Here is a 12694-nt window from a genome sequence, read left to right as displayed (position 1 = left end):
CCACCATGGCGGCCGTATTCTGATCGGCGAGGAGCAAACGGTTGGCGGCTTTGTCAGATACCATTTTTGCTCTTTCGTCGGGCGCAGTACCTTCCGGCGTTGCCGTTTTGCGGATCAGCGGGCCACGGGCCTTCGAGGTCTCTTCAATCCTCTGCGACGGAGAATTGCCGCTGCCGCGCAGAGCCGGCCTGAGAACGCTCTCCCTTCCTGAGGGCGGTTTTCTTGATCAGGGCCTAGTGCTGATATTTCCCGGCCCGAATTCCTTCACTGGCGAAGATTGCGTCGAGTTCCATCTTCATGGAAGTCGCGCCGTCGTGGCAGCCGTTCTCGACTCCTTAGCCGGATTCGACGGAATGCGAATGGCGGAAGCGGGAGAGTTTTCGCGTAGGGCATTCCAGAACGGAAAGCTTGACCTCGTCGAAGTAGAGGGACTGTCTGACCTTCTTGTCGCAGAAACTGAAATGCAGCGCCGCCTTGCAGTGGAACAGGCCAGTGGCCATTTCTCGCGTGTCTATGAGGGCTGGCGGGAGAAGCTCATCTTTGCCCGAGCCATGATCGAAGCCGAACTCGACTTCAGTGACGAGGGTGATATCCCCGGCTCCGTTTCCGGCCGCATTTGGTCTGAAATTGAGCAACTGATTAAGGAAATGGACCAGACCGTTCAGAGTCAGAAGTCCGGCGAGATCATCAGGGATGGCTTCAAAATTGCTCTAGCGGGGGCGCCTAATGCCGGAAAATCGAGTCTGCTGAATGCCCTTGTTCAGAGAGATGTTGCAATCGTAACCGACATTGCAGGGACCACGCGTGATATCATCCGCTGTGAGCTCGATCTCGACGGATATAAAGTTGAACTCTTTGACACAGCGGGACTTAGGGAGACGGATGAGATTGTCGAACGGGAGGGCATCAAGCGAGCTGAGAGGGTGATCGCGGAGGCAGATCTGGTCTTGCATCTTGTTGATCTCGGCGAAGGCCGAGCCTCTGAATGCGTCGAAAGCCCCGCAGTATGGCGCGTCGGAACGAAGCTTGACCGGCTGAATGGAGAATCTCCCACGGTCGACGGCGTCGTGACGAGTCTGTCTTCGGTTACCGGAGAAGGGCTTCGAGATCTCCGCAGGCTCATTGTTCAGGAGATTGAGCGGCGGACGGCGACCGCAAGTCTGGCAGTGCCGAGCCGTTTACGGCAGGTTCAAAATATTGTATCTGCGGCTACTCATCTCCGGGAAGCGCTTTCTAGGCGGGACAAACCCTTAGAACTGCGCGCGGAGGATCTGCGCCTCGCCTCCGACGATCTCGCGAGGTTGACGGGACGAATCGATACCGAAACACTTCTGGGGAAAATCTTCTCCGAGTTCTGCGTCGGTAAGTGATTCACGTGAAACATGGCCAAGGACTAATTACATGGCAACGCATTATGACGTCATAGTCGTTGGCGGGGGACATGCTGGCACAGAGGCTGCGGCAGCTGCTGCTCGCATGGGCGCATCAACCCTGCTGGTGACACACAGGCGCGATACCATTGGGACGATGTCTTGTAATCCGGCAATAGGCGGTCTGGGCAAGGGCCATCTGGTGCGCGAGATTGATGCCCTTGACGGTGTGATGGCCAGAGCGGCAGATCGCGGTGGTATTCAGTTTCGCATGCTGAACCGAAAGAAGGGTCCGGCTGTCTGGGGCCCGCGCACGCAGGCTGATCGAGGCCTCTACAAAGCTGCGGTCCAGGACATTCTCACGGAATACCCACATCTTTCCATTGCTGAAGGGGGTGTTGTTGCGCTGAACCGAGTCGGAAGCGAAATAAACGGCGTGGTTCTTGAGTCCGGCGAATTGGTTCTTGCAAATGCTGTCGTCCTCACCACAGGGACTTTCCTCAAAGGATTGATTCATATCGGTGATCGCAGGACACCTGCAGGTCGCGCCGGAGAAGCGCCGAGCCTCGGTCTCAGCGACGATCTTGCAGCTCTTGGCCTGAAGCTGGGACGGCTGAAGACCGGGACGCCAGCCCGCCTTGATGGCCGAACGATTGCTTGGGATCGGCTTGAGATGCAGGAGGCGGATGAGGTTCCCAGGCCCTTCTCCTTCATGACTGATCGCATCGAGACGAGACAGATCAGCTGCGGGATTACGCGAACCACGGCAGAGACTCACCGCATCATAAGAGAAAATATCCACCGCTCCGCGATGTATTCTGGCCAGATAGAAGGCATTGGCCCCCGATATTGCCCCTCGATCGAGGACAAGATCAATCGTTTTGGTGATCGCGAGGGTCACCAGGTTTTCCTTGAACCGGAGGGCCTGGATGACGACACGGTCTATCCGAATGGGATCTCGACGTCTCTACCAGAAGATGTTCAGGAGGCAATGATCCGCTCCATACCAGGATTGGAGCAGGTTCAGATCCGCCAGTTTGGCTACGCCATAGAGTATGATTTTGTCGATCCGACGCAACTTGATTTGTCTTTGGCTGTAAAGTCCGCGAAGGGCCTGTATCTGGCTGGTCAAATCAATGGCACTACCGGCTACGAAGAAGCGGGCGCTCAAGGTCTGGTTGCAGGAATCAACGCAGCGCTCTTCGCGTCTGCGCGAGAGCCTGTCCACTTTAGCCGGACCGATTCTTATATTGGGGTCATGATTGATGATCTGACCACCCGCGGTGTAACGGAGCCCTATCGCATGTTCACCTCTCGGGCGGAATACCGTTTGTCGCTGCGGGCGGACAACGCCGATATGCGTTTGACCCCGAAAGGGATGAAGATCGGCTGCGTTGGCGCGGCACGTGCAGCGCGTTTCTTATCCTATTCTCAGAAACGCACGACATTGTCCCTGCAGCTGGAAAATCTGACTGCGTCTCCCAAAGAGATGGAAGCAGCAGGTATCTCCGTGAATCAAGATGGACGGCGGCGGACGGCGGCGGAGGTTCTTTCTTATCCAGATAGATCGTGGGATGATATTTGCCGGCTATGGCCAGCGCTCGTGGCCGTGGAAGCACCCATCGCGGAAGCCGTGCGGATTGATGCCCTTTATGCAGTTTATCTGGAACGTCAGGCCACGGACATTGCGCGCGTGACGTCAGAAGAGGCTCGGATTATTCCCGCCGACTTCGATTTTGACTCTATCTCGGGACTGTCCAATGAGCTGAAACTGAAGCTCACCCGCCAACGGCCAAACAATATTGCTCAAGCGGCTCGGATTGAGGGGATGACCCCTGCGGCAGTCGCACTGTTGATCACGCTGTTGCGGAAATCCGTGGATCGGTTGGCGTCGTGAATAAACAAGACCGAATAGCTAATGTTTCACGTGAAACGCAGAACCGACTCGAGAAATTTGCTGCATTATTCCTGAAATGGGCGTCGAAAATCAATCTAGTGGCGCCCTCAACGACTGAACAGCTCTGGACGCGTCATATTGCAGACTCGTTGCAACTCCGAAATATAGTTGCGGCTCCGGCAAACTGGATTGACTTGGGCAGCGGCGGCGGATTTCCAGGCATCGTCACTGCGATCACACTCGCAGAGCAAGGTGAAGGTTGGGTCCATATGGTGGAGAGCAACCATAAGAAATGTAGCTTTCTGCGCATGGCCCTGATCGAGACCGGGGGCCGGGGGTCAGTCCACCCGCTTCGCATTGAAGATGCGCAGAACACCCTGAAGGCACCAGACGTTATTTCCGCCCGCGCCCTTGCAGACCTTGATCAGCTTTTTAGCTTCAGCGAACCCTGGGGCCTACAGAACTCCGCGATGAAGATGCTCTTCCACAAAGGTAGGGATTATCGGGCCGAGATCGAGAAAGCGCGTGGTCGATGGGCGTTTGATCTGATAATACACGAGAGCGTCGTCGAGGCAGATTCAGTCATCCTGGAAATCTCTTCGCTTGAGCGCAGGGCCTAAGAACTCGGGTGCCAGATGAACATCGCAAAGAACCGCATCATCACCATTGCCAATCAAAAAGGCGGCGTTGGGAAGACGACGACTGCCATTAATCTGGCAACCGCGCTTGCGGCGATCGGCGAGCGTGTTCTGATCGTTGATCTTGATCCTCAGGGCAATGCAAGCACGGGTCTCGGCATCGATCGACGCGATCGTGTTTTGTCGTCCTATGATATCTTGGTAGGAACCCATTCGGTTTCTCAGGCGGTTCTTGAAACGGCTGTGCCTAACCTTTCCATTATTCCCTCCACTATGGACCTCCTGGGTTTCGAGATGGAAATCTCGCAGCAGGCGGACAGGGTTTTTCGGTTGCGCAAGGCGCTCAATCTCGATGATGCAAAGGCCTACAGCTATGTCCTGCTCGACTGCCCTCCGTCGTTCAATTTGCTGACAATGAACGCGATGGCCGCTGCGCATTCGGTACTTGTGCCGTTGCAGTGTGAATTCTTCGCTCTGGAGGGACTTAGCCAGTTGCTCGAGACGATCAATCAGGTGCGACAAACCGTGAATCCGACCCTCGACATTCAGGGCATCGTGCTGACGATGTTCGATTCCCGCAACAATCTGGCGCAGCAGGTCGTGAACGATGTTCGTGAACATCTGGGTGAGAAGGTCTATACGACGCTCATTCCACGCAATGTTCGGGTTTCAGAGGCACCCTCTTACGGCAAGCCTGCCATCCTTTACGATTTGAAATGCGCCGGAAGCCAGGCTTACCTCCAACTGGCTTCAGAAGTCATCCAGCGCGAACGGCTGCGCAAAGCGGCCTAATTCTACGGGGATAAGAGTATGAGTGAAGACGTATCGAAGCGGCGCCTTGGGCGCGGCCTGGCAGCGTTGATCGGGGAGATGGACCAGCCCATTCCCGTTGGCGACACGCGCCCCAGCGTCAATCCGGATCGTACCCTTCCGATCGAATTTGTCTCGCGGAGCCCAAAAAATCCTCGTCGCTATTTCGATGAGGCGGAACTTCAGGATCTTGCCGGCTCTATCAGGCAGCATGGGATTGTGCAGCCGGTGGTCGTTCGCACGATCGCGGGTAGTAATCGTTATGAGATCATCGCCGGTGAGCGCCGCTGGCGGGCCGCGCAACTTGCCGGACTCGTGGAAATCCCCGTGATTATTCGCGACGTCGATGATCGGACGGCCCTGGAGTTGGCAATCGTAGAGAACGTTCAACGGGCCGATCTTAATCCGTTGGAAGAGGCGCTTGGTTATGACCAGCTGATCGCCGAACACGGCTATACCCAGAATGATCTGGGTGAGATTATCGGGAAGAGCCGTAGTCATGTGGCCAACAGTCTGCGTCTGTTGAAGTTGCCGGAACCCGTCCGCGACATGCTCGCCGAGGGTACCCTCTCCGCAGGCCACGCCCGCGCGCTAGTGTCGACACCGGACCCCGTCAGCCTTGCCAAGGTCATCACTGCCAAGGGTATGTCGGTACGTGACGCGGAGAAGCTGGCGCAGAACCACATCAAAGCGCAGACCGCGCCTTCCCCGGCAGAACCTCGTGGCCAGAAAGATTCCGACACGATCGCGCTCGAGCGTAGCCTGTCCGATCGTCTGGGGTTGCAGGTTTCCATCAGCCACAAAGGCAGCGGTGGCCAGATGAAGATCAACTACGGGTCACTTGATCAGCTCGAGGAGATCTGCAGGCTTCTCGAAGCGCGTTAAGCGCGCCGATTGCGACGAGCGGATTGCAGGGTGGTTGCCAAGAGTGTTTGAATTGCCGCCTCGCCTTCAAGCGAGGCGCGCTGGCGTCCAATGAGGATGGCCGACTGCAGTTTCGAAGCCTCACGTCCCAGATCCGCACTGTTCCAGCTGCGTAACGTCTTTTCGACGACGGGCTTTCTGCGAAAATGAATGCCTCGGCCAAGAGTCTGCATGACCTGGGCCACCTGCTGCTGTTTGTCGTCCATCTCAAGGCGCATGGCCTCAAGCATCTGAAATTGTTTCATTGTCGACTGCAAGACCAGAAATATCGCCGTCTTTGACGCAATCACCTTCTGGACAGCATGCAGGAATGCGTCAGCATCCCCGTTCAAAACGGCATCCACTACCTCGTCCGTTGACGTGGCGCTCGCGTCGCCAATGATGTCAAGCACGTGCTGTTCATCGACTAACTCGTCGTGCAGGCAGTAAAGGACGAGCTTGCGGATCTCATTTCGGGAGGCGACTCGGTCGCCGCCTATCGATGCGAGAAGCAATTCCCGAGCCGCTGGCGTGATGCGCAGATTGGCCGATGCCAATTCCTGATCGACCAATGCGTTCAGCGCACGTGCGTCGTCGTGGTAGCAAGCGATGGAAGCGACCGAACGATGAGACTCGCCAACTTTCCTGAGTGCCGAGCCCTTCTTCAGGTCGCCGGCCTCGACAATGACATAGCTCCCTTCGGGAGGGTGACTTCCCAGATGTTGGAGCGCGTCTACCAACTGCTTTTCATTGGATGCGCCGCGGATCCAGATCAGCTTTTCGCCGCCAAAGAGGCCGAAGGAATTCACCTCGTCGAGAAGTCGGCCGGGGTCGCTCTGGATGTCACTGATATCCAGTTTTATCAAAGCGAAGCCGTCGTTCAGATCCACGCCGGTCACCGCCGCCAGAGCGATTGCCCGTTCCGCTACCAATCCCTTATCCGGGCCATAGACGATAAAGATGCGATATAGTTTCGCTTGCTTCTGCAGGAAGCTATCGACCTCGTGGGATTTGATCTCTGCCATGGCCGCCTTTAGCGACCCAAGGCCATGGTCAGATCTGCGTAAATCAGTTCCGCCAGTTCACGGGCGGCCCGTGTCTCGGCATCCCGAACAGAACGCAACTTGGCGAATTCCTGGCGCGGATAGTCGAAGAGCGCAACGGCTTGACGGCGTCCGGACTTCACGACCGTGTCGTCGGAAATCCTCTTGAGGGTGTAAGTGCCAGTAGCGACTGCCCTGCCCGCGTTTGCAGTGTCGGCAGCACGATCGAGCAGAACGCCTTCGACCGTACTGGTGACATCCAACTCTACCCGGTATTGCGGTGTCGTCGATTCAGCCCCGCCGGTCGTAAGGAAGAGGAGACGGTTACGGGTTTCCAGACCAACCCTTGAATCCGCGGGAGAGTAGGCGATCGCCGCCAAGGTGGCCTTCGTCCTGCCGTCCGGATCCTGGTAGAGGGGACGCGCCTGACATCCTGCGAGAAGCAGTGCGCCTGCGATCAAAACCGAGCGTCGCAGCATTTTAGACTTCCGAGGTTCAGAGAACAATGTTTACGATCCTTCCCGGAACGACGATGATCTTCTTCGGTGCTTGACCGCTCAGCGCAGTGCGAACCGCATCGAGTTCAAGAACCGCTTGGCTCACGGCACTTTGATCCGCGTCACGCGCGATTGTCAATTCCGCCCGCTTCTTGCCGTTGATCTGCACAGGCAGAGTCACTTCGTTCTCCGCGACCAGAGCCTCGTCGTAACGTGGCCACGAGGTGCGCGCGACAAGCTCTTTATTACCCAGCAAAGTCCAGCACTCTTCGGCCAGATGCGGCGTCATCGGCGCGATGAGGTGTATGAGAATCTCGGCCGCATCCCTGACAGCACCCTTCAATGCCGCGTCGGCTTTGCCGGCGGCGACTTGGGTAAACGATGATGCCAGCGAATTGACGAGTTCGTAGATCCGCGCGATAGCCTTGTTGAACGCCAGCTTGTCGAGATCGCTCTGCACCGCCATCAGGGTCTTGTGCGCTGCGCGCGATACGTCCAGCCCTACGCCCTCCTTAGCCGGATTCGCAGCAACTCCTTGCAATTCGGAAGCTGCCTCTGACAGCAGACGCCAAACGCGCTGAACGAATCGGTGAGCACCTTCGACCCCTGCCTCGGACCAGATCACGTCCCGATCCGGCGGTGAGTCTGACAGTACGAAGAAGCGAGCCGTGTCCGCGCCATAGGAGGAGATGATGTCGTCTGGATCGACGACATTTTTCTTTGACTTCGACATCTTTTCGATGGAGCCGATGCGTACCTCTTGACCGTTGGACGCCAGATAGGCCCGACGGTTCCCGTCAATTTCCTCGATCTTCAGATCGGCCGGAGCCACCCACTCGCGCTCCAGGCCTTCACCGATGCTGTAGGTCTCGTGGACGACCATGCCCTGAGTGAACAGACCCTTGAACGGCTCCTTGATGTCAACGTGGCCGGTTTCGCGCATCGCGCGGGTAAAGAAGCGCGAATAGAGCAGGTGAAGGATCGCGTGCTCGATCCCACCAATATACTGGTCGACCGGCAGCCATTTGTTGGCGGCGGTGACATCGGTCGGATTGTTTTCCCAAGGTGCGGTAAAGCGGGCGTAATACCAACTTGAATCGACGAAGGTGTCCATCGTGTCTGTTTCACGCCGTGCATCCTTGCCGCAGCAGGGGCAGGCAACATGGCGCCATGTCAAATGACGGTCCAATGGATTGCCTGGCTTGTCGAAGGTGACGTCGTCGGGCAAGCGAACGGGGAGGTCCGACTTCGGCACTGGCACGACGCCGCAATCATCGCAATGGATGACCGGGATCGGGCAACCCCAGTAACGCTGACGTGAAATACCCCAGTCACGCAGACGGAAATTGACCTTGCGCTCACCCTGCGGTGCATTGCCGAGCGATTGGCTGGACAGACGCTTGGCCACTTCTTCGAAGGCTTCCGCTGTCGAAAGACCGTCCAGGAAGCGGGAATTGATCATCACGCCGTCATCAGTAAAGGCAGTATCGCCAATCACGAAGGAGGCTGCGTCCCCTTCCTTCGGCATTACCACCGGAACTACCGGGAGATCATATTTGCGCGCGAAATCAAGGTCGCGCTGGTCGCCCGACGGGCAGCCAAAGATAGCGCCCGTCCCATATTCCATCAGGACAAAGTTTGCGACGTAGACGGGCAGCTCCCAATTGGGGTCAAGCGGATGCTTGACACGGATGCCGGTGTCGATTCCCCTCTTCTCGGCAGTCTCTAGGGCTGCCAGGGATGTCCCTGCATGGCGGCACTCCTGGCAGAAGACATCTACGTCCGGATTGGTTGCCGAGACTTCGCGCGCCATTGGATGATCGGCGGCAATGGCCAGGAACGATGCGCCGAACAAGGTATCGGGGCGTGTCGTATAAACGGTTACTTCTTTTTCCTGGCTACCGGATGCGACTTCCCAGCGGACCAGCATGCCTTCCGACCGGCCGATCCAGTTCTTCTGCATCAGCCGGACCTTTTCAGGCCATTGGTCAAGCTCATCCAGTGCATCGAGCAGGTCCTGGCTGAAGTCAGTGATCTTGAAGAACCACTGTGTCAGTTCCCGCTGTTCCACCAAAGCGCCCGAACGCCAGCCACGGCCGTCGATAACCTGCTCATTTGCGAGCACGGTCATGTCTTCGGGATCCCAGTTGACCTTGGAATTTTTGCGGTAGACCAGACCCTTTTCCATGAAATCGAGGAAAAGGTGCTGTTGGCGATGATAATAATCGACGTCGCAAGTTGCAAATTCACGCGACCAGTCGAGCGATAGGCCCATGGACTTCAGTTGGCCGCGCATCGTCGCGATATTTTCGTAGGTCCAGGCCTTGGGGTGGACCTTGTTCTTCATCGCCGCGTTTTCTGCCGGCATGCCGAAGGCGTCCCAACCCATGGGATGCAAGACATTATAGCCACGCGCGCGCTTGTAGCGTGCAACGACGTCGCCCATGGCATAGTTGCGCACATGGCCCATATGGATCCGTCCCGAGGGATAGGGAAACATCTCGAGCACGTAGTATTTCTCACGCGGGTCCGCGTTGTCAGTCTCGAAGACCTTCTCCTCGGCCCATTTGGCCTGCCAACGGGGTTCGGCATCGCGCGGGTTATAACGTTCGGTGGCCATGGATTGCAGTTCCGGAAATAGCGTCAAAAAGGAGGGCTGACCTTCATCACGAAACGGCCCAAGCGTCAAGTTTTTGAGGCGCTTCACTGATCGTCGATCGCCCCGTCTTGCCATGCGAGGCCGAGGCGCTTAACCCATTGCAGAAATGCATGATTGCCCCATGTCGTGGGTAGCGGGACGAGGAATTTCAATGTCTGTCGAACAAAGGCTGGGCGAGGTTCGCTCAAAGATCGCAGTGGCCGCCCGGGAATCGGGTCGTGAGCCGGATTCCATCCAACTGGTCGCGGTGTCCAAGACTTTTGACGCGCCCGACATCCTGCCGGCGATCGAAGCGGGTCAGAGGGTGTTCGGCGAAAATCGGGTTCAGGAGGCTCAAGGAAAATGGCCGGCGCTCAAGACGGATACACCTGAGATCGAACTGCATCTAATTGGGCCACTGCAGTCGAACAAGGCTGCTGATGCGGTTGCTCTGTTCGACGTGATCGAAAGTGTCGATCGTGAAAAGATTGCCCGAGCGTTGGCGGCCGAGATGGCGGCACAGCGCCGTCGATTGCGCGTTTATGTGCAGGTCAATACGGGGCTGGAGCCGCAAAAAGCCGGCATCGCGCCAGATGATGTGGCAAGTTTCGTGGCGATGTGTCGCGAGGACTTGGGCCTGCAGGTTGAAGGTCTGATGTGTATCCCACCGGTGGACGAGAACCCCGGGCCACACTTTGCGCTTCTCGCCAAGCTCGCTGGCGAAAACAACCTCGAAAAACTATCCATGGGCATGTCGGGGGACTTCGAGACCGCCATCGCTTTTGGTGCCACCAGCGTTCGGGTCGGGTCTGCCATCTTCGGCAGCCGCTGAGGGTTCTTAGACCTTCGGCATAGCGCTTTGGTCTGGCTTCTCACGCAGGGCCGGCAATCTTAAGATCGGGGGCAAAGGCCGAAGGGCCGGCCATGCCTTGGGAGGGTTGCCATGCACGAAAGCTACCTGGACATCTATTCCGCTTGGGAGGCGGATCCGAAAGCATTCTGGGCCAGGGCTGCCGAGGATATCCACTGGTACAACCCGCCGGAGGGGGTTTTCGACGAGACGCTGGGCGCCTACGGACGCTGGTTTGCGGGAGGCAAGACCAACACCTGCTATAACTGCATTGACCGGCATATCGCCGCAGGCAGGGGCGATGAGACTGCCGTCATCTATGATAGCCCCATGACCGGGCAGACCGCACGCTTCACTTACAACGACGCCTTGACCGAGATTTCAGCCATTGCGGGCGTTCTGCGCAACCACGGAGTAATGAAGGGCGACCGGGTCATCATCTATATGCCGATGATTCCAGAGGCCGTCTTCGCGATGCTGGCCTGCGCCCGGATCGGCGCCGTGCATTCCGTCGTCTTCGGCGGATTTGCAGCTCATGAACTTGCCACCCGTATCGACGATTCCGGTGCCAAGGTTGTAATCGGGGCCAGCTGTGGGCTGGAACCGGGGCGGATCGTTCCCTACAAGCCGCTGCTCGACCAGGCGATCGATATGGCGAAGGTAAAGCCGGATTATTGTCTTGTGTTGCAGCGGGATCAGTATCATGCGCCCCTGCGTTATGAGCACGGCGACATCGACCTGGCTCAGGCGGTTGAACAAGAGAAGTTGACGGGCAGGCTCGTCGAATGTGTTACCGTTGAGGCCACCGACCCCCTCTATATCCTCTACACCTCGGGAACGACCGGACAGCCCAAGGGCGTCGTTCGTGACACGGGCGGCCACATGGTCGCGCTCAACTGGACTATGCGCAATATCTACGGCGTGAAACCGGGCGAAGTGTTCTGGGCCGCGTCGGATATCGGTTGGGTCGTCGGCCATTCCTACATCGTCTATGGCCCCCTTCTCTCCGGCAATGCGACAGTCATCTTTGAAGGCAAGCCGGTGGGCACCCCCGATGCCGGGACTTTCTGGCGCGTCATCAGTGATCACGATGTGAAAGTGCTGTTTACGGCACCCACTGCTTTCCGGGCGATCCGCCGTGACGATCCTGAGGGCGAACATATCGCCCGCTACGATCTTTCCGGATTGCGCGCACTCTTCCTGGCGGGTGAGCGCGCGGATCCGGAAACTCTGAAATGGGCTGAAGCGAAGCTCAAGATCCCGGTTATAGATCATTGGTGGCAAACCGAGACGGGTTGGGCCATAGCGGCCAATCCGGTAGGGCTGGGGCTACTCCCCGTCAAGCATGGCTCGCCAACCAAGCCGATGCCTGGTTACGCGCTGGATGTGCTGGATGACGCGGGTCATCCCGTTCCCCCGGGCACACTTGGCAATATCGTGGCGAAGCTTCCCCTGCCTCCGGGCTGCCTGGTGTCGTTCTGGAATGCGGACGAACGGTTCCGTGCGTCCTGCCTGGAAGAATTTCCGGGATACTACAAGACCGCAGATGCCGGGATCATCGATGAGGACGGCTATGTTTTCGTCATGGCGCGTACGGATGACATCATCAACTGCGCAGGGCATCGTCTGTCGACCGGCGGCATGGAAGAGGTTTGTGCCATGCATCCGGATGTCGCCGAATGCGCCGTCATCGGCATTGCTGACGAATTGAAGGGACAGATCCCTTGCGGGTTCCTTGTTCTTAAGAAGAATGTCCACCGCGACCACGCGGTGATCGCCAAGGAGGTCGTCCAGCTCGTACGGGACGAAATCGGACCTGTTGCCGCCTTCAAGATGGTTTTGATGGTTGATCGTCTGCCAAAAACACGATCGGGCAAAATCCTACGCGGGACGATGCAGAAGATCGCCGACGGTCTGCCGTGGAAGATGCCGGCAACGATTGATGATCCGGCAATCCTCGACGAGATCACGGCCGTTCTGCAAGCCCATGGCCAAGTGCCCGTCGCTGCCAAGGCTGCAGCCGGATAATCGGCTAGCGCGTAATTTTC

General features: G+C 57.5%; 10 protein-coding genes. 7 read left to right on the top strand and 3 right to left on the bottom strand.

The genetic code is table 11. The features are described from left to right. The first annotated feature begins 41 nt into the window (after positions 1-41). The 5 genes from mnmE to FJQ55_RS16795 are packed head-to-tail and all read left to right on the top strand — an operon-like array spanning position 42 to position 5600. Positions 42-1370, top strand: coding sequence for a tRNA uridine-5-carboxymethylaminomethyl(34) synthesis GTPase MnmE (mnmE, locus tag FJQ55_RS16815; protein WP_140829929.1), 1329 nt, complete (start codon positions 42-44; stop codon positions 1368-1370). A 31-nt stretch (positions 1371-1401) separates the two neighbouring features. Then, positions 1402-3267 carry a tRNA uridine-5-carboxymethylaminomethyl(34) synthesis enzyme MnmG gene (gene mnmG / locus FJQ55_RS16810; RefSeq protein WP_140829927.1) on the top strand — a complete coding sequence of 622 codons (1866 nt, stop codon included), beginning with the start codon at positions 1402-1404 and terminating at the stop codon, positions 3265-3267. Then, positions 3264-3887 carry a 16S rRNA (guanine(527)-N(7))-methyltransferase RsmG gene (gene rsmG / locus FJQ55_RS16805; RefSeq protein ID WP_246085166.1) on the top strand — a complete coding sequence of 208 codons (624 nt, stop codon included), beginning with the start codon at positions 3264-3266 and terminating at the stop codon, positions 3885-3887. The genes mnmG and rsmG overlap by 4 nt, the downstream gene beginning before the upstream one ends. Before the next feature lie 15 nt (positions 3888-3902). Then, positions 3903-4697, top strand: coding sequence for a ParA family protein (locus FJQ55_RS16800; protein ID WP_140829925.1), 795 nt, complete (start codon positions 3903-3905; stop codon positions 4695-4697). 18 nt (positions 4698-4715) lie between these two features. After that, positions 4716-5600: a ParB/RepB/Spo0J family partition protein gene (locus FJQ55_RS16795; RefSeq protein ID WP_140829923.1), complete on the top strand. Its 885-nt coding sequence runs from the start codon at positions 4716-4718 to the stop codon at positions 5598-5600. Here FJQ55_RS16795 and holA read toward each other — a convergent pair. Genes holA through leuS form a run of 3 tightly spaced genes read right to left on the bottom strand, consistent with a single transcriptional unit; the run spans position 5597 to position 9778 of the window. Then, a complete protein-coding gene (holA, locus tag FJQ55_RS16790; RefSeq protein WP_140829921.1) occupies positions 5597-6643 on the bottom strand; it encodes a DNA polymerase III subunit delta in 1047 nt (348 codons plus the stop codon). The two genes, FJQ55_RS16795 and holA, sit on opposite strands and share 4 nt — an antisense overlap. An 8-nt stretch (positions 6644-6651) precedes the next feature. Continuing rightward, entirely contained in the window at positions 6652-7140 is a 489-nt protein-coding gene (locus FJQ55_RS16785; RefSeq protein WP_167507746.1) for a hypothetical protein, read from the bottom strand. A 16-nt stretch (positions 7141-7156) separates the two neighbouring features. After that, the gene (gene leuS / locus FJQ55_RS16780; protein ID WP_140829918.1) at positions 7157-9778 is read right to left on the bottom strand and encodes a leucine--tRNA ligase; all 2622 of its coding nucleotides are present in this window, start codon (positions 9776-9778) and stop codon (positions 7157-7159) included. A 190-nt stretch (positions 9779-9968) separates the two neighbouring features. On the opposite strand from leuS, the gene FJQ55_RS16775 reads away from it, so the two are divergent. Both FJQ55_RS16775 and FJQ55_RS16770 read left to right on the top strand, forming a co-directional pair. Further along, a complete protein-coding gene (locus FJQ55_RS16775; protein ID WP_140829916.1) occupies positions 9969-10628 on the top strand; it encodes a YggS family pyridoxal phosphate-dependent enzyme in 660 nt (219 codons plus the stop codon). Positions 10629-10739: 111 nt separating this feature from the next. Continuing rightward, positions 10740-12674, top strand: a complete 1935-nt coding sequence (locus FJQ55_RS16770; RefSeq protein ID WP_140829915.1) for a propionyl-CoA synthetase — start codon at positions 10740-10742, stop codon at positions 12672-12674. The last annotated feature ends 20 nt before the right edge of the window (positions 12675-12694 follow it).

It is taken from the genome of Rhizobium glycinendophyticum, from assembly GCF_006443685.1.
Taxonomy (GTDB): domain Bacteria; phylum Pseudomonadota; class Alphaproteobacteria; order Rhizobiales; family Rhizobiaceae; genus Allorhizobium; species Allorhizobium glycinendophyticum.
This window is presented reverse-complemented; position numbering and strand designations above follow the sequence as displayed.

Coding starts and splice junctions, on each gene's coding strand:
- FJQ55_RS16775 (WP_140829916.1), top strand. CDS start 9,969: ATGTCTGTCGAACAAAGGCTGGGCGAGGTTCGCTCAAAGATCGCAGTG.
- mnmG (WP_140829927.1), top strand. CDS start 1,402: ATGGCAACGCATTATGACGTCATAGTCGTTGGCGGGGGACATGCTGGC.
- leuS (WP_140829918.1), bottom strand. CDS start 9,778: ATGGCCACCGAACGTTATAACCCGCGCGATGCCGAACCCCGTTGGCAG.
- FJQ55_RS16795 (WP_140829923.1), top strand. CDS start 4,716: ATGAGTGAAGACGTATCGAAGCGGCGCCTTGGGCGCGGCCTGGCAGCG.
- FJQ55_RS16785 (WP_167507746.1), bottom strand. CDS start 7,140: ATGCTGCGACGCTCGGTTTTGATCGCAGGCGCACTGCTTCTCGCAGGA.
- FJQ55_RS16770 (WP_140829915.1), top strand. CDS start 10,740: ATGCACGAAAGCTACCTGGACATCTATTCCGCTTGGGAGGCGGATCCG.
- holA (WP_140829921.1), bottom strand. CDS start 6,643: ATGGCAGAGATCAAATCCCACGAGGTCGATAGCTTCCTGCAGAAGCAA.
- FJQ55_RS16800 (WP_140829925.1), top strand. CDS start 3,903: ATGAACATCGCAAAGAACCGCATCATCACCATTGCCAATCAAAAAGGC.